Source organism: Cryptosporangium phraense, from assembly GCF_006912135.1.
Lineage (GTDB): Bacteria > Actinomycetota > Actinomycetes > Mycobacteriales > Cryptosporangiaceae > Cryptosporangium > Cryptosporangium phraense.
In genome coordinates, this window is sequence record NZ_VIRS01000024.1 from 58,039 (window position 1) to 80,023 (window position 21,985).

Annotated in this window: 18 protein-coding genes and 1 riboswitch; of the genes, 17 read left to right on the forward strand and 1 reads right to left on the reverse strand. The window is 73.5% G+C overall.

Annotated features, from left to right (window positions below; all coding sequences use genetic code 11):
* The first annotated feature begins 549 nt into the window (after positions 1-549).
* From coaBC to FL583_RS28725, 14 genes are all read left to right on the forward strand, one after another.
* Positions 550-1,761, forward strand: coding sequence for a bifunctional phosphopantothenoylcysteine decarboxylase/phosphopantothenate--cysteine ligase CoaBC (gene coaBC / locus FL583_RS28660; RefSeq protein WP_142707960.1), 1,212 nt, complete (start codon positions 550-552; stop codon positions 1,759-1,761).
* Positions 1,762-1,857: 96 nt separating this feature from the next.
* Positions 1,858-3,051, forward strand: a complete 1,194-nt coding sequence (gene metK, locus FL583_RS28665) for a methionine adenosyltransferase (RefSeq protein WP_142707961.1) — start codon at positions 1,858-1,860, stop codon at positions 3,049-3,051.
* Between the two features lie 705 nt (positions 3,052-3,756).
* Positions 3,757-5,859 carry a primosomal protein N' gene (locus tag FL583_RS28670; protein WP_142707962.1) on the forward strand — a complete coding sequence of 701 codons (2,103 nt, stop codon included), beginning with the start codon at positions 3,757-3,759 and terminating at the stop codon, positions 5,857-5,859.
* A gap of 90 nt (positions 5,860-5,949) precedes the next feature.
* Positions 5,950-6,498, forward strand: coding sequence for a peptide deformylase (def, locus tag FL583_RS28675; RefSeq protein ID WP_142707963.1), 549 nt, complete (start codon positions 5,950-5,952; stop codon positions 6,496-6,498).
* The gene (fmt, locus tag FL583_RS28680) at positions 6,495-7,421 is read left to right on the forward strand and encodes a methionyl-tRNA formyltransferase (RefSeq protein WP_142707964.1); all 927 of its coding nucleotides are present in this window, start codon (positions 6,495-6,497) and stop codon (positions 7,419-7,421) included. Before def ends, fmt begins: the two co-directional genes overlap by 4 nt.
* 25 nt (positions 7,422-7,446) lie before the next feature.
* Positions 7,447-10,962 (forward strand): transcription antitermination factor NusB, encoded by a 3,516-nt coding sequence (locus tag FL583_RS41165; RefSeq protein ID WP_205752539.1) that lies wholly within the window; start codon positions 7,447-7,449, stop codon positions 10,960-10,962.
* A gap of 11 nt (positions 10,963-10,973) precedes the next feature.
* The gene (rpe, locus tag FL583_RS28690; protein WP_142707965.1) at positions 10,974-11,639 is read left to right on the forward strand and encodes a ribulose-phosphate 3-epimerase; all 666 of its coding nucleotides are present in this window, start codon (positions 10,974-10,976) and stop codon (positions 11,637-11,639) included.
* Entirely contained in the window at positions 11,636-12,667 is a 1,032-nt protein-coding gene (locus tag FL583_RS28695; protein ID WP_205752540.1) for a response regulator, read from the forward strand. Before rpe ends, FL583_RS28695 begins: the two co-directional genes overlap by 4 nt.
* An 89-nt stretch (positions 12,668-12,756) precedes the next feature.
* Positions 12,757-12,888: riboswitch (FMN riboswitch) on the forward strand.
* Positions 12,889-12,974: 86 nt separating this feature from the next.
* Complete coding sequence (locus tag FL583_RS28700) at positions 12,975-13,562, forward strand: riboflavin synthase (RefSeq protein WP_142707966.1); 588 nt, start codon at positions 12,975-12,977, stop codon at positions 13,560-13,562.
* Positions 13,559-14,785, forward strand: coding sequence for a bifunctional 3,4-dihydroxy-2-butanone-4-phosphate synthase/GTP cyclohydrolase II (locus FL583_RS28705; protein WP_142707967.1), 1,227 nt, complete (start codon positions 13,559-13,561; stop codon positions 14,783-14,785). The genes FL583_RS28700 and FL583_RS28705 overlap by 4 nt, the downstream gene beginning before the upstream one ends.
* A complete protein-coding gene (ribH, locus tag FL583_RS28710; protein WP_142707968.1) occupies positions 14,782-15,288 on the forward strand; it encodes a 6,7-dimethyl-8-ribityllumazine synthase in 507 nt (168 codons plus the stop codon). The genes FL583_RS28705 and ribH overlap by 4 nt, the downstream gene beginning before the upstream one ends.
* Positions 15,289-15,320: 32 nt before the next feature.
* The gene (locus tag FL583_RS28715) at positions 15,321-15,584 is read left to right on the forward strand and encodes a phosphoribosyl-ATP diphosphatase (protein WP_142707969.1); all 264 of its coding nucleotides are present in this window, start codon (positions 15,321-15,323) and stop codon (positions 15,582-15,584) included.
* Between the two features lie 13 nt (positions 15,585-15,597).
* On the forward strand, positions 15,598-16,452 hold the full coding sequence (gene hisG / locus FL583_RS28720) for an ATP phosphoribosyltransferase (RefSeq protein WP_142707970.1): 855 nt from the start codon (positions 15,598-15,600) through the stop codon (positions 16,450-16,452).
* On the forward strand, positions 16,440-16,925 hold the full coding sequence (locus FL583_RS28725; RefSeq protein ID WP_142707971.1) for a PH domain-containing protein: 486 nt from the start codon (positions 16,440-16,442) through the stop codon (positions 16,923-16,925). The genes hisG and FL583_RS28725 overlap by 13 nt, the downstream gene beginning before the upstream one ends.
* Positions 16,926-17,014: 89 nt before the next feature.
* On the opposite strand, the gene FL583_RS40405 is transcribed toward FL583_RS28725, so the two are convergent.
* The gene (locus FL583_RS40405; protein WP_170323914.1) at positions 17,015-17,167 is read right to left on the reverse strand and encodes a hypothetical protein; all 153 of its coding nucleotides are present in this window, start codon (positions 17,165-17,167) and stop codon (positions 17,015-17,017) included.
* 2,311 nt (positions 17,168-19,478) lie between these two features.
* Here FL583_RS40405 and FL583_RS28730 point away from each other — a divergent pair.
* The 3 genes from FL583_RS28730 to FL583_RS28740 all read left to right on the forward strand — a co-directional run bounded on the left by FL583_RS28730 (position 19,479) and on the right by FL583_RS28740 (position 20,981).
* Positions 19,479-19,784 carry a hypothetical protein gene (locus tag FL583_RS28730; protein WP_142707972.1) on the forward strand — a complete coding sequence of 102 codons (306 nt, stop codon included), beginning with the start codon at positions 19,479-19,481 and terminating at the stop codon, positions 19,782-19,784.
* 541 nt (positions 19,785-20,325) lie between these two features.
* The gene (locus FL583_RS28735; protein WP_142707973.1) at positions 20,326-20,622 is read left to right on the forward strand and encodes a hypothetical protein; all 297 of its coding nucleotides are present in this window, start codon (positions 20,326-20,328) and stop codon (positions 20,620-20,622) included.
* A gap of 5 nt (positions 20,623-20,627) precedes the next feature.
* The gene (locus tag FL583_RS28740; protein ID WP_142707974.1) at positions 20,628-20,981 is read left to right on the forward strand and encodes a hypothetical protein; all 354 of its coding nucleotides are present in this window, start codon (positions 20,628-20,630) and stop codon (positions 20,979-20,981) included.
* Positions 20,982-21,985: the final 1,004 nt, after the last annotated feature.

Genomic DNA, 21,985 nt, shown 5'->3' on the forward strand with positions numbered 1-21,985 from the left:
GCCTTCGGGCGGGTGTGCCGCTGTGGGTGGGCTCGGGTTGTGGGTGGTTGCGGTTGTGCCGCGGCTTGCGGCCCGGGGCGCTTCAACGACAAAGCACCATGCGGACGGTCGGCAGCAAGCCGACCGTCCGTTTGCGTGTTCGGGCTGGAGGTGGCCCTAGTGCGCTCGGTCGGCATCGATGCGCCCAGTTTCTGGCGGCGTAGGTGCCGATCAGGGGTGCCGATTGATCGGCGCCGGGTCAACGCGATCGCGGCTGATCGCGCCTGAACAGGTCGTCCCGGAGCGGGCCGCGGCCGGTCTCGACGCGCACGTGACCGGTTATGTCGACCACACACCACCTCGCGGCGCAACGGCCGACCTCGAGGCTGCTGTGATCGCCACTCGCCGAGCGCTGCGGACCGACCGGTCGGCAGAGCCGCTCACACCGGCGTCCCACCACACCCCGGTCGCCAACCGCCGATCACCCGACCGTCTCCACCGGGACGGCTCAACACCTCGAGCGGGGCCTCCGCTCCGGGGCGGGTCCCGGGCTCACGGCAAGATGGGGCCGTGACTGAAGTCGTGTTGGGCGTGGCCGGCGGCATTGCGGCGTACAAGGCGTGCGAGCTGCTCCGGCGGCTCAAGGAGTCCGGCCTGAACGTCACGGTCGTACCGACCGAGAGCGCGCTGGAGTTCGTCGGGGCACCGACGTGGGCGGCGCTGTCCGGCCGGCCGGTCGCCACCGACGTGTGGACGAACGTGCACGAGGTGCCGCACGTGGCCCTGGGCCGCCAGGCCGACCTGGTCGTCGTGGCCCCGGCCACCGCGGACCTCCTCGCCCGCGCCGCCCACGGCCTGGCCAACGACCTCCTCACGAACACGCTGCTCACCGCCCGGTGCCCGATCCTCTTCGCACCCGCGATGCACACCGAGATGTGGGACCACCCGGCGACCCGAACCAACGTGGCCACGCTGCGGGAGCGCGGGATCGTCGTCCTCGAACCGGCCGTCGGACGCCTGACCGGGAAGGACACCGGCAAGGGGCGGCTGCCTGAGCCGTCCGAGATCGCCGACGTGGCCTTCTCGCTCCTTCGTCGCCCGACCGCCGAGCCGGACCTCACCGGCAGGAAGGTCGTCGTCTCGGCCGGCGGTACCCGCGAGTTCCTCGACCCGGTGCGCTACCTCGGCAACCGCTCGTCCGGGCGCCAGGGCTACGCGCTGGCCAAGACCGCCGCCGCCCGCGGTGCCACCGTCACGCTCGTCGCCGCCAACACGGCGCTGCCCGACCCGGCCGGCGTCGACGTCGTCCGCGTCGTCAGTACGAACGATCTGAGGGACGCGGTCTTCGCGGCGGCCACCGACGCGGACGCGGTGGTGATGGCCGCGGCCCCCGCGGACTTCCGCCCGGCCGACTACGTCGGGACGAAGATCAAGAAGACCGACGACACGAGCGCACCGACCGTCACCCTGGTGCAGAACCCGGACATCCTGGCCGGGCTCGTCCGGAGCCGGACCGGAGCCGGACCGGTCATCGTCGGGTTCGCGGCCGAGACCGGAGACAGCACCGGAACGGTGCTCGACCACGGCCGGGCCAAGCTGGCCCGCAAGGGCTGCGACCTGCTGGTCGTGAACGACGTCTCGGGCGGGAAGGCGTTCGAGTCGGCCGAGAACGCCGCGGTGATCCTGGCCGCGGACGGAAGCGTCACCGAGTTCCCGCACGGACCGAAGGAAGCGCTTGCGGATGCGATCTGGGACCTGGTCGTACCCCGTTTGTTTCACTAGGGCGACAACTTCCGGATGAACACCCTGCTCTTTCCGGGGCTACCCCAGCGGATCGGTAGACTCGCGCCGATATACACCCTCGACCCTGGGAGCACCGTGGCCCGCCGTTTGTTCACCTCCGAATCCGTGACCGAGGGTCACCCCGACAAGATCGCCGACGCGATCAGCGACGGGATCCTCGATGCGCTGCTGGCTCAGGACCCGCGCAGCCGGGTCGCGGTGGAGACGCTGATCACCACCGGCCAGGTCCACGTCGCCGGTGAGGTCACCACCGACGCCTACGCCGACATCCCCAGCATCGTCCGCGAGACGATTCTCGGCATCGGGTACGACAGTTCCAAGAAGGGCTTCGACGGGGCGTCCTGCGGCGTCAGCGTCTCGATCGGTTCGCAGTCGCCCGACATCGCCCAGGGCGTCGACGAGGCGTACGAGGCGCGGGTGGAGTCCGAGGAGGACGCGCTCGACCGGCAGGGCGCCGGCGACCAGGGCCTGATGTTCGGGTACGCCAACAACGACACCCCCGAGCTGCTGCCGCTGCCGATCGCGCTCGCGCACCGGCTGGCCCGGCGCCTCGCGCAGGTCCGCAAGGACGGGCTGATCCCGTACCTGCGTCCGGACGGCAAGACCCAGGTCACGATCGAGTACGACGGTCCGAAGGCGATCCGCCTCGACACGGTCGTCGTCTCGTCGCAGCACGCGTCCGACATCTCGCTGGAGACGCTGCTCGCGCCCGACATCGCCGAGTACGTCGTCGCGCCCGAGCTGGCCGAGCTGGGCCTGGAGACCGAGGGCTACCGGCTGCTGGTCAACCCGACCGGCCGCTTCGAGATCGGCGGCCCGATGGGCGACGCCGGTCTGACCGGCCGCAAGATCATCGTCGACACCTACGGCGGCTTCGCCCGGCACGGTGGTGGCGCGTTCTCGGGCAAGGACCCGTCCAAGGTCGACCGGTCGGCCGCGTACGCGATGCGCTGGGTCGCGAAGAACATCGTCGCGGCCGGGCTCGCCGACCGGGCCGAGGTGCAGGTCGCGTACGCGATCGGCAAGGCGCACCCGGTGGGTCTGTTCCTGGAGACGTTCGGCACCGAGACCGTCGACCCCGACCGGATCACGGCGGCGGTGAACGAGGTGTTCGACCTGCGGCCGGCCGCGATCATCCGCGACCTGGACCTGCTGCGCCCGATCTACCGCCAGACCTCGGCGTACGGGCACTTCGGCCGGGAGCTGCCGGACTTCACCTGGGAGAAGACCGACCGCGCGGCCGCGCTGAAGGATGCCGCGGGGGCCTGAGCTGTCGGAGGGCCCTGGTAGACCTGGGGTATGAGCCTGCTGGACACGGAGCCCGCCGAGCCGAACGGCTCGGCGGGCTCCGCACGTCCGGCGAAGCCGCCGGGTCCGGCGAAGCCGCCGGGTCCGGCGGGTCCGCCGGGTCCGGCGGGCTCCGAGAATGCGGCCGGGGATGCGGCCGGGGCGGCGGACTCGGCTGGGGAGTCGGTCGGTCGGGCTCGTGCGGCGGTGCCGCACGTTGTCCCCGATCCCGTGCGGGGGTCGGCCGCGTCCGGTCGGGCGGACGACGGGGTGCTCCCGCTCGATCTCGATGACGGCGGCCGGTCCGCGGGCGCGGCGTCTCCGCGCGCGAAGGCCGCTGCTCGGCCTCGGGCGGCTGGGGCTGCGCCTCGGGCGGCGGCGGCTCCGCAGGCGTCGGGCGCGGTGGGGTCGGCGGACGGTCGGGCGTCGGCGCGTGGGTCGTCCCGTCCCCGGCGCGATGCGGCTCGGCGGGGGGCTTACGGGGCGCTTCCGCTGGACCTTGGCGCCCCCGTTCCCGGCGACCCCGTCGGGCTAGCCTCGCCGCCGCCGACCGCGCCGACTGCGCCGACCGCGCCGACTGCGCCGACCGCGCCTGCGGCGCTTCTGCCCGCGGAGGCTGCGCCGTCGCCGCCCCGGTCTGCGCCATCGACCTCGGCGGCGGCCGCGCCGCGCGCGGCGGCGGTCTCGGTGGGCTCCCCGCCGTCGGCGGGTCACTCCGAGGCCTCGGCCGACGTCGACCCAGCAGACGTCAAACCTGCGGACGTCAAACCGGCGGCGAAGAAGAAGCGGGCGGCGAAGCCGAAAGGCGCGCGGGAGCCCGCCGCCGACCTCCCCGTAGCCAGAATCTGCGTAGACCTCCCACTCCCTCACCTGGACCACCCCTTCGACTACCTGGTCCCCTCCGACCTGGCCGAAACCGCAGCCATCGGCACCCGCGTCCGGGTCCGCTTCGCCGGCCAACTAGTCGACGGCTACGTCCTCGACCGGGTAGCGAACAGCGACCACGCCGGCCGCCTCGCGTACCTCGACCGCGCACTGTCGGCCGAACCGGTCCTGAGCCCGGAGATCGCGCGCCTCGCCCGCACGGTGGCCGACCGCTCGGCCGGAACGCTGGCCGACGTGCTCCGGCTGGCGATCCCGCCGCGCCACGCGCGCGCCGAGTCCGCCGCCCGCCGTGGTGGGGACGTTCTCCCGGTGGACGCCGAGGGCCGCCCCCGTCCGGCGACTGACGGTTTCGGCCGGTACCGCGCAGGCCCGGGGTACCTGCGAGCGTTGGCCGAGGGTGGTTCACCGCGGGCGGTGCTCGCCGCTCTGCCCGGCGAAGACTGGCCCCGACGCATCGCCGAGGCCGTCGCCGCGACGCTGGCATCCGGGCGGGGCGCGGTCGTCGTCGTGCCCGACGCGCGGGATCTCGACCGGGTCGACGTCGCCATGGCCGCGGTGCTGGGGCCGGGCCGGCACACGACGCTGGCCGCCTCCCTCGGTCCGGAGGAGCGTTACCGCCGCTGGCTGGCCGTCCGGCGGGGCGAGGTGCTCGCCGTGGCCGGCACCCGGGCCACCGCGTTCGCCCCGGTGCACGACCTCGGGCTGGCCGTGATCTGGGACGACGGCGACGACCTGCACGCCGAGCCGCGCGCCCCCTACTGTCACGCCCGCGAAGTGCTGCTGGTGCGGTCGCAGCTGGCCGGCGCCGGCCTCCTGGTCGGCGGGTTCGCCCGGACCGCCGAAGCGCAGCTCCTGCTGGAGACCGGCTGGGCCAAGCCGTTGGAGGCCGACCGCGAGGTCGTCCGGGCGGCCGCGCCCCGGGTGGTGCCGGTCGGCGACGACCGCGACCTCGCCGCCGACCCCAGCGCGTCCGCGGCCCGGCTGCCGACCGTCGCCTGGCGAGCCGCCCGGGAGGCGCTGGCCGCCGACGCCCCGGTGCTGGTCCAGGTGCCGCGGCGGGGCTACGTGCCGTCGGTGGCGTGCAGCCGGTGCCGTCAGCCGGCCCGGTGCACGGTCTGTTCCGGCCCGCTGGAACTGCGCGGGGACGACAGCGTGCCGGCCTGCCGGTGGTGCGGGCACCTCGCGGGCGGCTGGACCTGCCCCGAGTGCGGCAATCGCGGCCTGCGGGCGTCGGTGCTCGGGGCCCGGCGCACGGCCGAGGAGCTGGGCCGGGCGTTCCCCGGCGTCACCGTCCGGACGTCCGGCCGCGACGGCGTGCTCGCGACCGTCGGGCCCGGGCCCGCGCTGGTCATCGCGACGCCCGGCGCCGAGCCGGTGGCCGAGGACGGCTACGGCGCCGCCCTGTTGCTCGACACCTGGGCGATGCTCACCCGGGCCGACCTGCGGGCGTCCGAGGAGGCGCTGCGGCGCTGGTCGAACGCGGTCGCGCTGGTGCGTCCGGCCCGGGCCGGCGGGCGGGTGGTGATCACCGCCGACGGGGCGATCCCGACCGTCCAGGCGCTGCTGCGCTGGGACCCGGGCTGGCACGCCGGCCGCGAGCTCGCCGACCGCGCCGAGCTGGGGTTCCCGCCGGTCACCCGGATCGCGTCGGTGACCGGCACCCCGGACGCGGTCGCGGACCTGCTCGGCCTCACCGAGCTGCCCGAGGAGGCGGAGATCCTGGGCCCGGTGCCGGTCCCGCCGCGGGCCGGCTCGGACGAGGAGCTCGAGCGCGCGCTGGTCCGATGTCCCCGCTCGCTCGGGGGCGCGCTGGCCGCCGCGCTGCGCGCTGCGGCGTCGGTCCGCAGCGCCCACAAGGCCCCGAACCCCGTCCGGATCGAACTCGACCCCCTGGAGCTGCTGTAGTGCAGCGCGGGCTCCGCGTCAGAACCCGGCGCCGGCCGCGCCGTAGACTTGGCGGCTGGTCGCGCCCGTCGTTTCGCGAGAGGTACTAGCTTGTCTGTCCGTCCCATCCGGCTCTTCGGAGACCCGGTTCTGCGCACGCCCGCCGACGAGGTCGTCGACTTCGACCGGCAGCTGCGCCGCCTGGTGAAGGACCTCACCGACTCGATGATCGAGGAGAACGGCGCCGGCCTCGCTGCTCCGCAGCTCGGCGTCTCGCTGCGCGTCTTCACGTTCCACATCGACGACGTCGTCGGGCACCTGGTCAACCCGGTTCTGGAGTTCCCGGACGACGAGGAGCAGGACGGGCCGGAGGGCTGTTTGTCCGTCCCCGGCCTGTACTTCGACACCAAACGGCGGCTCAACGTCGTCGCCCGGGGCTTCGATCAGCACGGGGAGCCGCTGCAGATCGTCGGAACCGAGCTGATGGCGCGCTGCCTGCAGCACGAGACCGACCACCTCGACGGAGTGCTGTTCGTCGATCGGCTCGACGCGGCGACGAAGAAGGAAGCGATGAAGGCGATCCGGCAGGCTTCGTGGGCGAACGAACCGGCGCCGACCGTGAAGGTCAGCCCGCACCCGCTGTTCGGGAAGGCCCGATGAAGCTCGTTTTCGCCGGAACTCCGGCCGTCGCCGTACCGCCGCTGGAGCGGCTGCTGCGCTCGGACCACGACGTCGTCGCGGTCGTCACCCGGCCGGACGCGCCGGCCGGACGCGGCCGGACGCTGCAGCGCTCGCCGGTCGCCGAGGTGGCCGACGCGCACGGCATCGAGGTGCTGACGCCGGTCAAGGCCGGTGACCCGGAGTTCCTGGGGCGGCTGTCGGTGCTCGCGCCCGACCTGGTGCCGGTCGTGGCCTACGGCAACCTGGTGCCGCCGTCGGCGCTGGTCGTGCCGGTGTTCGGCTGGATCAACTTGCACTTCTCGCTGCTGCCGGCCTGGCGCGGGGCCGCGCCGGTGCAGCACGCGATCCTGCACGGTGACGAGCTGACCGGCGCGGCGGTGTTCCAACTGGAGAAGGGGCTCGACACCGGGCCGGTGTTCGGCCAGCTCACCGAGGTGATCCGGCCGGACGACACGGCCGGGGCGCTGCTGTCGAGGCTCTCCGACGCCGGTGCCGAACTGTTGGCCCAGGTCGTAGACGGGATCGCGGCCGGTGCGCTGGCGCCGGTGCCGCAGCCGGACGACGGGATCTCGCTGGCGCCGAAGCTCACGGCCGACGATGCGCACGTCGACTGGGCGGTGCCGGCCTTCGCGATCGACCGCCGGGTGCGGGCGTGCACCCCGGCACCGGGGGCATGGACGACGTTCCGCGGTGCGCGGATCAAGCTCGGGCCGGTCCGGATCGCCCGCGACGAGGCCGGCATCGCGCCGGGCGCGCTCGTCGTGGAGCGCAAGCGCGTGCTGGTCGGGACCGCGACCGACCCGGTCGTGCTGGGCGACGTGGTGGCGCCGGGCAAGAAGCCGATGCCCGCCACCGACTGGGCGCGCGGCGCGCGCCCGGAGTCCGGCGACCACTTCGAATGACGATGACCAACGTAAAGGTGTACCTGTGACCGAGCCGACCGGCCGCCCCGACGATCGCCCGACCGGGCGCGAGCCGGGCGGCGACCGCCCGGCGCCGTCCGATCGCGGCCCCGGCGACCGCTCGGACCGCCCGCGTTCCGACCGCCCGACCGGCGAGCGTCGCTTCAGTGGGGGGCGCGCTGACCGTGGCACCGATCGTGGCGCCGGCCGTGGCGACCGGCCGGCCGGCGACCGTTCCGAGCGCGGGGACCGGGGATTCGGCGGTGGCCGCTCGGACGGTGGCGGGCGTTCGTTCGGCGGCGGTGACCGCGGCGGACGTTCGTTCGGCGGTGGAGATCGTGCGGGGTCGGGAGAGCGTTCCCGAGGCCCGCGCTCCGATCGGGGCGACCGCCCGTCCGGCGACCGCCCCGATCGCGGTGGCCGCGATTTCGGTGGTCGGGCCGACCGCGGTGACCGTGGCTTCGGCGGCGGTCGCCCTGACCGCGGGGGACGCCCGGATCGCGGCGACCGCCCGTCCGGCGGCGACCGGCCTGAGCGTGGCTTCGGCGGGGACCGGCCTGAGCGTGGCTTTGGCGGCGGTCGCTCCGATCGCGGGGGACGCCCGGACCGCGGCGACCGCCCGTCCGGCGGGGACCGGCCTGAGCGTGGTGACCGTGGCTTCGGCGGGGACCGGGCTGAGCGTGGTGACCGTGGCTTCGGGGGTGGCCGGCCGGATCGCGGGGGGCGCCCGGATCGCGGCGATCGTTCGTTCGGGGACCGGGCTGAGCGTGGCTTCGGTGGCGGTCGGCCGGACCGCGGGGACCGTGGGTTTGGCGGCGGGCGCGGTGGCGGTGGTGACCGCGCCGGGTCGGAGGACCGGCCGCGCGGGCCGCGTTCTGATCGGGGGGATCGTGCGTTCGGTGGCGACCGGCCCGATCGTGGTGGCCGGCCTGATCGGGGCGACCGTTCCTTCGGTGGCGGCCGTGGTGCCGGTGACCGTCCGGGCGGTCCGCGTTCCGACCGCGGCGATCGGCCGTTCGGCGGGAGCGGCTCGGACCGCGGCGACCGGCCCTTCGGTGGCAATCGTGACGCTGGTGGCGGCCCGCGTGGTCAGCGCTCGGACCCCGGCGACCGCCCCTACGGCGCCGATCGTCCGGATCGTGGCGACCGCTCGGATCGTGGCGACCGCCCCGACCGTGGGGATCGGCGAGACCGTCCGGAGCGTGGAGATCGTTCGTTCGGCGGGGACCGGTCGGACCGGGGGCCGCGGGCCGATCGTGGGGACCGTGCGTTCGGTGGCGGTCGTCCGGATCGTGGTGGTCGGTCGTTCGGCGAGGACCGCTCCGACCGCGGGGGGCGGCCCGATCGTGGGGATCGGCCTGACCGCGGGGGGCGGCCCGAGCGTGGGGATCGGCCCGATCGGGGGTCGCGTCCGGAGCGTGGGGAGCGGTCGGACCGGGGCGGCCGGGGCGGGGACGACCGGACCAAGCGCGCCTGGGGCTCGTACCAGAAGGCCGACCCCGACCCGGCCCGTCGCGCCGCGTTCGACGCGCTCGTCGCGGTCGCGGCGCGGGACGCCTACGCGAACCTCACGCTCCCGCCGCTCCTGGCCGAGCGGCGCCTGACCGGCCGGGACGCCGCCTTCGTCACCGAGCTGACCTACGGCACCCTGCGCCACCGCGGCACGCTGGACGCGATCCTGGCCGCGGGGAGCAGTCGCCCGATCGAGCAGGTCGATCTGCGGGTGCTCCAGGCACTCCGGCTCGGCGCTTACCAGCTCCTATTCACGCGGGTGCCGGCGCATGCGGCGGTCGCGGGGACGGTCGAGGTCGCGCGGGTGGCGCTCACCGATGGGCCGGCCCGGTTCGTCAATGCGGTGCTCCGGAGGGTGTCCGAGCGGGAGCTCGACGACTGGCTCACCGAGGTCACGCCGGACCTGGCGACCGATCCGATCGGCCACCTGGCGATCCGGCACAGTCACCCGGAGTGGGTCGTGCGTGCTTTTGCCGATGCGCTCGGCGAGAGCGTCGAGCAGCTCGCACTGGGCGATAGCGAGACCGCGGCGGCTCTGGCGGCCGACAATGCCCGCCCGGGCGTCGACCTCGCGGCGCGGCCCGGCCGGATCACCCCGGACGAGCTGGCCGCGGAGGTCCAGGCCGAACTAGGCCGCACCCCCCGCCACCCCAAGTCCCCACCCCCGCCCACCGATGCCCCCACGCCCGTCGGGGATGCCCCGCCCGCTGATGGTGCCCCGCCCGCTGATGGTGCCGCGCCCGCTGATGGTGCCCCGCCCGCGGATGGTGCTGCGGTGGCTGATGGTTCCGCGCCCGCAGGCAGCGCTACGCCCGCCGACGCGGTGTCTGATGGTGCCGCGCCCGTGGATGGTGCCGCGCCCGTGGATGGTGCCCCGCCCAGGGATGGTGCCGCTCCCGCCGAGGGCGCTGCGCCCGTGGACGGTTCTGCTCCGGCCACCGACGAGCGCACGAGCGCGCCGACGGACCGCTTGCCCGCCGACGGTCCCTCCACGGCAAGCACCGCCGCCCCCGCCGACGCATCCACCGCGGAATCCCCAGGCACGCCCGCGGTGGCTCCGGCCGACGGCGCCGTTCCGGCGTCCGCCGGCCAGCCCACGCCGGCGACTGCCGAGCAGCCCGCCCCGGCCGCCGCCGAGCAGCCCAGCCCGGCGGCCGCAGGCCAGCCCGCCCCGGCGGCTGCCGAGCAGCCCGCCCCGGCCGCCGCCGAGCAGCCCAGCCCGGCAACCCCGAGCGCCCCGGCGCCCGCCGACGACGACACGCTCCTCGGGCGTTGGTCGCCCGTGGCCGTCAAGCTCCCCGAAGGCGCCCCGGGCGACGTCAAAGCGATCGCCGACGGGCGCGCCCACGTGCAGGACGAAGGCAGCCAGCTCTGTGCCTGGACCCTCGCCACCGCCCCCCTCACCGGCCCCGACACCACCTGGCTCGACCTCTGCGCCGGCCCCGGCGGCAAAGCCGGCCTCCTCGGCAGCATCGCCGCCCAGAAGGACGCCCACCTCACCGCCGTCGAGGTCACCGAACACCGCGCCGAGCTGGTCGAGAAGGCCGTGACCGACCTCCCGGTCACGGTCCTCAACGCCGACGGCCGAGACGTCGGCACGCACCCCGACCTGCCCGAGAACGGCTTCGACCGGGTCCTCGTCGACGCACCGTGCACCGGCCTCGGCGCCCTCCGACGGCGTCCCGAGGCCCGCTGGCGACGCGAACCCAGCGACGTCCCGGCACTGGCCAAACTCCAGCGCGAGCTGCTGCTCGCCGCGATCAGGGCGGCCCGCCCGGGCGGGCTCGTCGCCTACGTCACCTGCTCGCCGCACCTGGCCGAGACCCGCGTCCTGGTCGCCGACGTCTGCCGCCGCACGAACGCCGAGCCCATCGACGTCCGCATGGTGCCGGAAGCAGCACGGGCCGCAGGCCCGGCGCCCAAGGGCAGCCCGGTGAGCGCGGCCGCCCTGCAGCTCTGGCCCCACCGCCACGGCACCGACGCGATGTTCCTCTGCCTGCTCCGCAAGCCCACAAACCCCCACGACTAAACTCGAGAGCCGTGGAGCTCTACGTCGCACCGAGCATTCTGTCCGCCGACTTCGCCCGCCTCGCCGAGGCCGCGCAAGCGGTGGGTGGTCCCACCGGCGCCGACTGGCTGCACGTCGATGTCATGGACTACCACTTCGTCCCGAACCTCACGCTCGGCCTGCCGGTCGTGAAGAGCATCAAGGCGTCGACCGACATCCCGCTCGACTGCCACCTGATGATCGAGGACCCGGGCCGCTGGGCGCCGACCTACGCCGAGGCCGGCGCCCACAACGTGACGTTCCACGCCGAGGCCACCGACGACCCCGCCGCCGTAGGCCGTGACCTGCGCAAAGCCGGAGCCAAGGCCGGTCTGGCGATCAAACCGGGCACTCCGCTCGAGCCCTACCTGGAAATTCTCAAGAACTTCGACACGCTGCTGGTCATGACCGTCGAACCGGGCTTCGGCGGCCAGGAGTTCATGGCCGAGGTGCTGCCCAAGGTCACCGAGGCGCGCAAGCGCGTCGAGACCGGCCACCTCGACCTGCGGATCGAGGTCGACGGCGGCATCAACGCCGACACGATCCACGCGGCCGCCGAGGCCGGGGCCGACACGTTCGTCGCCGGCTCCGCCGTCTACAACGCGGCCGATCCGGCCGCGGCCGTCGCCGCCCTCCGCGCCGCGGCGGTCGTCCGGTGACCGAATCGGCGGGTGACGCGGTGCACGCGTCCCCGCGCGGGTCGGACGGTCTGGTGCTCGTCGTCGACGACGACCCCGCGATCGCCGAGCTGGTCGCGATGAACCTCCGGTTCTCCAGCTTCGAGGTCATCGTCGCTAACGACGCCCGCAGTGGGCTGGCCGCCATCGAACGCCACCGCCCCGACCTCGTCCTTCTGGACGTCATGATGCCGCGCGTCGACGGGTACGAGCTCTGTCGGCAGCTTCGGGCCTCCCCGCTGACCGCCGCACTCCCGATCATCATGATGACGGCCAGGGACCTCTCGGCCGACCGCATCCAGGGCCTCACCGCCGGGGCCGACGACTACATCACGAAGCCGTTCGACCTGACCGAGCTCATCGCCCGGGTCCGCTCGACGCTCCGCCGCAACCGCGAGATGCGTGACGTGTCACCGCTGACCGGCCTGCCCGGCAACACCCGGATCCTCGAGGCGATCGCCGACCGCATCGCGACCCGGCGCGACCACGGCTGGGAGTACGCGGTCTGCTACGTCGACCTCGACAACTTCAAGACGGTCAACGACGTCTACGGCTTCTACCGCGGCGACCAGATGCTGACGGCGGCCGCCGCGGCCCTGCACACGTCGACGATCGGGGTCGCCGGCCCCCCACCGTTCCTCGGTCACATCGGCGGCGACGACTTCCTGGTCGTCTGCACGCCCGACCAGATCACGCCGATCACCGACCGCGCGATCACGCTGTTCGACCAGGCCAGCCGCGTCCTCTACGACCCCGAGGACCTGGCCCGCGGCTACTTCGAGGTCCTCGACCGGCAGGGCCGCTTACGTCGCCACGGCCTGCTGACGCTCTCGATCGGCGTCGCCCTCTCGACCCAGCGCCGGTTCACCGACCACCGGGAGGTCGTCGCGGCCGCCAGCGAGATGAAGTCGGTGGCGAAACGGACAGTCGGTTCGATGGTTGCCGTCGACCGTCGCAAAGATCCGGAACCGGGCCGCGGGCCGGAGGCGCGCAGGATCGAAGGCACGTGATCCAGATCGCATCGGTCGCGCCGACGGCGCGCCACCGTGATAAGGATGAACGGTAACGGTGGGATTTCTACCGTTCTGCAAACGAAGTAACGCGCGCTCCGGGGTCGGTGAAAGTCCGAACCGGCGGTGACAGTCCGCGACCCGTGAGCCCTTCGGGGTGAGCGGTTGACCCGGTGGAACTCCGGGACCGACGGTGAAAGTCCGGATGGGAGGATGCGCGCGGGTCGCGGCGTGCCCTCTCCGGGGTGCGTCGATACCCGTGCTGGCCTCTTCGTGCCTCCGGAGCCGTTCACGGCGAAGGAGGAGCATGTTCACCGGCATCGTGGAAGAACTCGGCACGCTCGCCGACGTCGACCGGTTGGACCGGGCGGCCAGACTCACGCTCGAGGGTCCGCTGGTCGCGGCGGACGCCCACCACGGCGACTCGATCGCGGTCAACGGCGTCTGCCTGACCGTCGTCGAGACGACCGACGACACCTTCACGGTCGACGTGATGGCCGAAACGCTGTCCCGTTCCGGGCTCGAAAATCTGAAACCGGGCGACCCGGTCAACCTCGAGCGGGCGGCGACGCTCGCCACCCGGCTCGGCGGCCACCTCGTGCAAGGCCACGTCGACGGCGTCGGCACGGTACTGGAGCGTCGGCCCGACACGCACTGGGAGATCGTCCGGATCGGGATGCCGGCGGACCTCGGGCGGTACGTCGTCGAAAAGGGCTCGATCGCCGTGGACGGCGTCTCGCTGACGGTCACCGCCGTCGCTGAGGACTGGTTCGAGGTCAGCCTGATCCCGACGACGCTCGCGGTGACGACGCTCGGCGCGCGGGCCGTCGGCGAGCCGGTGAACCTCGAGGTGGACGTGATCGCGAAGTACGTCGAGAAGCTGGTGAGGTCATGACCGAGTTCGGCGCGATCGAGCAGGCGATCGCCGACATCGCCGCCGGTAAGGCCGTCGTCGTCGTCGACGACGAGGACCGGGAGAACGAGGGCGACCTGGTGTTCGCCGCGTCCGCGGCGACCGAGGAACTGCTGGCGTTCACGATCCGCTACAGCTCCGGCGTCGTCTGCGCGCCGGTGACGGCGGCCGACGCCGACCGCCTCGACCTCCCGCCGATGCACCACACGAACCAGGACAGCAAAGGCACCGCGTACACGGTCTCGGTGGACGCCCGGGACAAGGTCACGACCGGGATCTCGGCGGCCGAGCGGGCGCACACGATCCGGCTGCTGGGGAACCCGGCCGCCGGACGGGCCGACTTCACCCGGCCCGGGCACGTGTTCCCGCTGCGCGCGGCCGAGGGCGGAGTGCTGGCCCGGGGCGGTCACACCGAGGCCGCCGTCGACCTGGCCCGCCTGGCCGGGCTGCACCCGGCCGGGGTCGTCAGCGAGGTCGTCAACGACGACGGGACGATGGCCCGCGTACCCGAGCTGATGAAGTTCTCGGCCGAGCACGGCCTGACGCTGATCACGATCGCGGACCTGATCGCCTATCGGCGGCGGACCGAGACGCAGGTCGAGCGGGCGGTCGAGACCCGGCTGCCGACCCGGCACGGGGAGTTCCGGGCGATCGGGTACCGGAGCACGGTCGACGCCACCGAGCACGTGGCGTTGGTGGCCGGGGAGGTGGACGGCGACCAGGTCCTGGCCCGGGTGCACTCCGAGTGCCTGACCGGCGACGTCTTCGGCTCGCTCCGCTGCGACTGCGGCCCGCAGCTGGACTCGGCGCTCGCGGCGGTGGCCGCCGAGGGTCGCGGAGTGGTCGTCTACCTGCGTGGACACGAGGGCCGGGGGATCGGTCTGCTGTCGAAGCTGCGCGCGTACGAACTGCAGGACGCCGGTGCCGACACGGTCGACGCCAACCTCGAGCTCGGTCTCCCGGTGGACGCCCGGGACTACGCGATAGGGGCCCAGATCCTGCTCGACCTGGGCGTGCGCTCGGTGCGGCTGCTGACCAACAACCCGGCCAAGCAGGCGAATCTGGAAGGCTACGGGGTGCGGGTGCACGACCGGGTCACGCTGCCCGCGCACGCTCACCCGGAGAATGTTCGCTACCTACGGACGAAGCGGGATCGCATGGGACACGAGATCGTCGGCATCCCGGACCTCGGGGCGATGGCGTGAGCGGGTCGGGTCTGGCCGACCTGGGCTCGGTCGACGCGGCCGGGCTGCGGCTGGGCATCGTCGCGAGCCGCTGGCACACCGAGATCGCCGACCGGCTGCTCGACCGGGCGCTGGCCGCGGCCTCGGTCACCGGCGTCACCGACGTGGTCAGCGTCCGGGTCGCCGGAGCGGTCGAACTGCCGGTGGTCGCCCAGGAGCTGGCCCGGCGGTGCGACGCGGTGGTCGCGCTGGGCGTCGTCGTCCGGGGCGGGACGCCGCACTTCGAGTACGTCTGCGACGCGGTCACGGCCGGGCTCACCCGCGTCGCTCTGGACTCGGGAACGCCGGTCGGGAACGGGGTCCTGACCTGCGAAACGGTGGATCAGGCCCGGGACCGGGCCGGGTTCGGAGACAGCGGCGAAGACAAGGGCCGGGAGTCGACGCTGGCCGCGCTCGACGCGGCCCTCACCCTCCGGGACCTGCGGAAGGCCCCGGCGCCGCAGGTGGGCTTCGGCGTGGGATAAGCCGCTGTCCAGCGCATGAAAGACTGGGGCACGTGAAAACGTTCGATGCGCTGTTCGCCGAGCTGTCGGCCAAGGTGGCCGAGGGAACCCCGGGTTCCGGGACGGTCGAGGCGGTACGGGCCGGCGTCCATACCGTGGGGAAGAAAGTCGTCGAGGAAGCGGCCGAGGTCTGGATGGCCGCCGAGCACGAGTCCGCCGAGCGGACCGCGGAAGAGATCTCGCAGCTGCTCTACCACCTGCAGGTCCTGATGCTGGCCCGCGGCTTGAGTCTCGAAGACGTCTACACCCACCTGTAAGGAGCCCCCGCGCATGCTGCGCATCGCTGTGCCCAACAAGGGCTCGCTCTCCGAGCGAGCCACCACGATCCTGTCCGAGGCCGGGTACCGCCAGCGTCGCGACCCCAAAGAGCTCGTTCTGGTGGACGCCGAGAACGAGGTCGAGTTCTTCTACCTGCGGCCCCGGGACATCGCGGTGTACGTCGGGTCGGGCGACCTCGATCTCGGCGTCACCGGGCGGGACCTGCTGCTGGACTCGGGGGCTGACGCCGTCGAGGTGCTGCCGCTCGGGTTCGGGTCGTCGACGTTCCGGTTCGCGGCCCGGCCGGGAACGGTTTCTACTGTTCGTGACTTGGCCGGGCGTCGCATCGCCACGTCGTACGCGGGGCTGGTGCGGTCGCACCTGGCCGACCACGGGGTCACCGCCGAGGTGATCCGGCTGGACGGCGCGGTCGAGACCGCGATCCGGCTCGGCGTGGCCGACGTGATCGCCGACGTCGTCGAGACCGGCGCGACCCTGCGCCAGCAGGGGCTGGAGATCGTCGCCGAGCCGATCCTGCGGTCGGAGGCGGTGGTGATCCGGGGCAAGGGCCGTTCGGAATCCGGCGAGGACCACCGGGTCGATCAGCTGATGCGCCGGATCAACGGGGTGCTGGTCGCGCGCCGGTACGTGATGCTGGCTTACGACGTCGAGATGGCCCGGCTCGACGAGGCGGTCGCGATGACGCCGGGCATCGAGGGCCCGACGATCTCGCCGCTGCACAAGGAGGGCTGGGTGGCCGTCCAGGCGATGGTGCCCCGGGACGAGACGAACCGGATCATGGACGCGCTCTACGACCTGGGGGCGCGGGCCATTCTGGTCACGTCGATCCACGCATGCCGGCTGTGAACGAGGTCGTCCGGTCGCGGCCGCATCGGTTGACGGTCGTCTGCTGGATCGTCGCGGTCGCGATCGTCGTGCTGTTCGTTGTGGTGGCGGTGCTGCTCGGGCGTCCGGTGCACGACGCCGAGGCCGAGGCGGACGCCGGGGGGCCGTTCGGGATCGGCGACCAGATCGGCATGGTGTTCCTGGGGGTGCTGCTGGCCGCCGGGGCGCTGGCGTTCACCCGGCCGCGCGTCGTCGCGGACGCGCACGAGGTGCGGGTGCGGAACGTGATCGGCGGGATCACCGTGCCGTGGACGCTGGTGCGCGCGGTCCGCTTCGACCGGCACTCGCCGTGGGCGGCGCTGGAGCTGCTGGACGACGAGCTCGTGTCGGTGCTCGCGGTGCAGGCCGCCGACAAGGAGATCGCGCTGGACGCGGTCCGGGGGTTGCGTCGATTGCACGCCGAAGCCTGGGGCGGATCGCCGCCCTCGTCGTAGCGCAGGGAACGCCGCCCGGCGGCGAGCCGTCGTGAACGGCTCGCCGCCGGGCGGCGCTATGGCTCGGCGGGATCAGGGCTCGGCGGGTATCAGGCCAAGTTCGTGACGAACGCGCTGAATCCGCTGGCGATGTTGACCATGCCATTACCTAGGGATCGCACTACGCCGGCCGCGTCACCCGGTTGGGTAACCACGAAGAACACCAGCAGGGCAATCGCTCCCCATTTGAGGAACTTCTTCATGTCACGCCTCCTCGCAGCGGGGGTTGGCGCCCACCAGCACTGCTGCCGCAGAGTCACAGCCCGTATACCAACAGTTAGAATCTAACACGTTGCTATGACTTGGTGACCCGTAGGCCGATTGTGTCCGATGACTGATCGCGTGGGGTGGGCACTCGGCAATTCACTCATGTGTTCAACCGGCTTCTCCTGCGCCGGGCTCGGCTGAGGTGTTGACGGCGTTAGCGTCAGTGATAGCCGTCTCCTCGTCGTCGGGGAGGACTGTCAGTTCGGCGGCGCCTGCGCGGCTCAGGGTACCGATTGGAGCGTCGGGTCCGGAGCGTCGGACGAGCGAGAAAGACGGTAATCCGAGGAGCGTCGACCGGCCGGAAGCGGTTCCGACGGCGAGGAACCAGTGGTCGGCCTGGTCGTAGTACATCCACCCGTCGTCGAGCCCGTCCCACTCGGCGGATGGATCCACAATGCTGTGGGGGGCGGGGGTGGTGGTCGTGTCCTGGCCGGAGGTGCTTTCGCCGGCCGGGGCCGCGCCGGCGGCGGGGGCGGTGCTGGCGGCGGGGGCGGTGCTGGCGGCGGGAGCGGACTCGGGACGGGGCTCGGTAGTGACCTCGGTAGTGACCTGGGCAGGGGGCTCGGTAGTGACCTCGGTTGTGACCTGGGCAGGGGGCTCGGTAGGGGACTCGGCAGGGGGCTCGGCCGTGGCCGAGGTCGCCGGTTGGGGAGCGGGGTCGCTCGTAGCGGCGTCGGCCGACCCGGCCTCCGTTGTGGCCTCCGGGAGGCCGGTGGGCGCGCCGGCAGGCTCGCGGGTGCTGATCGGGCTGGGGGCGGGCACGGTGCCGTCCTGGTTGGTCGTAGCGCTCGAGATCGGGTCCGAGTCTCGGCGGGCTGGTTCCCCGGCGGCGGCCGCTTCAACCGAGGCGCCCGAGTCGGCCGAGGCGGCTCCGAGATACGCGGTGGCTACGGCGGGAGCAGCCTCACCCCGGCCGGGACCGGCTGGGTCCTCAGCGGCCGCTGGGTCGTGAACGGCGGCCGCGTCCTGAGCGGAGACGGCCGGGTCCGGTGAGGCCACTGCCGCTGGGGCGGAGGCGGAGGGGTTTTCGTCGCGCGAGGCTCGATCGGCCGTAGCGTCGGCCGGGTCGTCCTCGCCGAGAGGGCCGTCGCTGGAGGCGGCGAGATCCTGAGCGCTGTCTGCGACCGGGTCAGCCTGGTCCGGGACCTGAACGGCGGAGGTTTCGGCTGCAGTCTCGCCCTCCGCAGCCGAGTCGCGGTTCTCCGGCCCTTCCCGGATGTCCCGGCCGTCGGCGGCCGAGTCGTCTTTCGAGCCGGTTGAGCCCGCGCCGGGAGGCCGGGCGGCGGGGTGCGGGGCCGCCGGGCTCCGTGCCGGAACCGCTTGAGCCTGGCCTGGGATCGCGGGGCCTGGGATCGCGGGGCCAGGTGCCGCGGGGGCAGGTGCCGCGGGGGCAGGTGCCGCGGGGGCGGGTGCCGCGGGCGGCGGTGTTGCTCGGTCATGGGTCACTGGGATGGGCGCGGGGCTACCGACGGCCGGTGGGCTCTGAACGGCGGCAGCGACAGATGGGGCGGCGGGGTAGCCCGTGGGGGCGTCCGTCGCGTTCGGGCGATCGGGTCGGCCGACACCCGGCAAGCTCGGCGCCGCCGGCACGCCGGCACCCTGCTCCCCAGGGCGGGGGCTAGCGACCAGCCCCTCGGGCCGCGGGCCGGTCTCCAGAGCCTCGGGCTGCAGGCCGGCCTCCAGCCGCTCGGGCAGCGGGCCGGCCTCCAGCCGCTCGGGGCGCGAGCCGGCCTCCAGTCGCTCGGGGCGCGGGCCGGCCTCCGCGCCTGCGGGGTGCGGGCGGGCCTCCGAGCCTGCGGGGTGCGGGCGGGCCTCCGAGCCTTTGGGGGGCCGGTCGCGGCGGGTGACCGGCACCAAGCGGGTCGAGTAGCCGTAGCGCGGGGCGTCCGACGGCGGGCGTGGGCCCGGCAGCGCCGCGGTTCGGGGTCCGGGCGGCGGCTCGCGGTCGGGCGACCCGTTACGGGCGCGGTCGCCGGCGCGGCCGGCGTCCCGGCTGCCGCCGTCACGCCGGTCGGTGTCACGGCGGCTGGCGTCGTGGCGGGCGGCGTCCAGGCTGCCGCCGTCACGCCGGTCGGCGTCCCGGCTGCCGCCTTCACGCCGGTCGGCGTCCCGGCTGCCGGGGTCATGGCGGTCGGCGTCACGGCGCGTGGCGTCGCTCAGCGTGGCCGGCCGTCTGGCCGGTAAGGCGGCCGCGCGGCTCGCGCCCGCGGTGAGCGCGGCCCGGCGCGGGGGCGGCGAGATCGGACGATGCTCCTCGTGGGGCACCTGCCGCAGCTGACGCTCCTCGACCCGGTCCGCGACCCGCGCGAACCCGGCCCCGACCACCGCGAACAGGATCACCCCGGCGCCGATCGCGGCCAGCAGCGCGGTCGTCCCGTGCTCCGGCACGAGCCGCCAGCAGAGCACGGCGCCGGCGACACTCGTCAGCAGGAACCCCAGGAGCGCGGAGAGCGCGGCCGGGAACTGGGTGATCGACGCGCGCCGGGGGCTGTCGGCCCGGACCGCGGCCCGCGCGTGCGCCAGTATCACCGACCCGCCGGTCGCCAGGAGTAGCCCTAAGCCGAGCGCGACCGCCGCGACCAGCGTCGTCCTGTTCACCGGTCCCTCCGGACACTCGGTGCAAGCGCCTGTGATGCGACGTCGCCGAGAACCCGCCGCGTCGCGGGAAACAGGGTATCGGGTCCCACACCGGACGATGATGGCCAGTGGGGGCAATGAGACCGCTGCTGCGGAGCGTCCCCATAGTGCAGTTCAGCGGGAGGAACGGACCGGCGGACGGCCGCGGTGAGATCAAGCACCCTCCGTAGCCGAACCCGTGAACGTACCGGAACATCCGATGAAGCCGGTTGACCCGTTGCCACCTGCGGGTTGATCCTCCGTATCGGTGAGTCCGCCTCGGCCGGGCGGGGCCGATCGGCGGTCCCAAACGGTGAACGGCGTTATTACCAACTCCCCGGACGTAGCGGTAGCGTGTCTTAGCGTCACCAGAGAGGTGGTGGTACGTCGGCATGCGGATCGGCGGGTGCGGGAACCCAGTAGTGTCCGTGCGCGTGTAAAGGGCCGAGGAGTCGGCGTACCAATGCGGGAGGTACAGATGCTGACCCACGTGATCCAGGCGACCGCAGGGATTCCTGACGGGATTCTCGCCGCGGCTGACCCGGGCGGCACCACGTTGAACACTGACGGCATCGTCGGGTTCATCGTGTCCAAGATCGTGCCGATCCTGCTCGCCGTGGTCGGCGTGATCATCTTGAGCAGGTCGGGCAAGGGACAGTGGTCGCAAGCGTTGACCACTGGGGGCATCGCCATCCTGGGAATCGTGTTCATCGCCGGCGCGGGGTTGCTCTTCGCGTTCGGGGAGGGCATTGCCAAGCTGGCGCTCGGAGGCTGAATCGGATGCGGCTGCGCCCTGACGACGACATCTACCGCGCGAAGCTGCTCTTCCTGGGTCCGAAGGGCTTCACGCTGCCGGTGCACCTGCCCTATGTGGCATATCCGCTGTTCGCCGTCGTGCTTGCTGTGATCATGTTTCTGCGGTGGGTCTTCACGAGGGACGTCGAGCTGTTCCCCGCGATCGAGATCGCGCTGTCGATCGTCACCACCTCAGTGATCCTGCGGCAGGTCAGTCCCGACCGTCCGGTCCGCGCGGTGCTGCGCACCGCGGCCACGGACTGGCGGCGCGATCGCGCTTCCGACGTGCGCGGCGGACGGGCCCGGTCCAAGATCGTCGTGCGGGAGACCATTCGATGAGCGGACGCCATTCCCGGGGGGACGCCGACGCGGCGGACACCCGGGACGCACAGACCAGCGCCCCGGCGAGCGGGTCGCCCCCGAAGTCGGGGTATCCGGTTTTTCGTCCGGCGGGTGCGCGGGGGCGGGCCGGCTCCGAGGGGACGGGTCCGGGGGTGACTCGGATTCCGTCCACTGGGGCGGTCGTTTCTCCACAGTCCGGTGTGTCGCCGGCGGAGGAGTCTGCGGTCGGCGGGGACGTCGAGGCGAATGGGGCTTCGGGAGTGCCGCAGTCTGGGCCGCCGCAGGCGGGGGTACCTCAGGCGGGGGCGCCGGAGGGCGTGGGTGATGGGGGTTTGCGCCAGGACGCGCCGGTCGGTGAGGCGCAGCCGGGCAGTGAGCTCGGTGGTGACGGGAGCCAGCCGCAGGGCGGGGCGCCGAACGGGGTTTCGTCGGGTGGGGTCAGTCCGAACGGGGCGCCGCCGAATGGTGGGGCGTCTAACGGTGGGGTGCCCAACGGCGGGGCGTCTAACGGCGGGGCGTCTAACGGCGGGGTGTCTAACGGCGGGGTGTCTAACGGCGGGGTGTCTAACGGCGGGGTGTCTAACGGCGGGGTGTCTAACGGCGGGGCGTCTAACGGCGGGGTGCCCGACGGCGGGGCGCAGAACTTCGGGGCGCCGAGTGGTGGGGGGCAGAACTTCGGGGCGCCGAGTGGTGGGGGGCAGAACGGCGGGGTGCCGAATGGTGGGGGGCAGAACGGGGGCGCGCCGGGTGGGCCGCCTCGGCCGGGGCCGTTCCCGCCTCGGATCATGCCGCCCGGGGCTCGGCCGAACTACGGTCAGCAGCCGCCGAACCCCGGGGTGAACCAGCCCTCGGGGCCGCACCGGGTGATCAACCAGCCGTCCGGGGCGTACCCGGTCCTGCCGCCGAACGCGGGTCAGCGTCCGGGCGGGCCTCACCCCGGCGTGGCCCAGCCCTCGGGCACGCATCCGGTGCTTCCGCCGGGTGTGCATCAGACTTCGGGG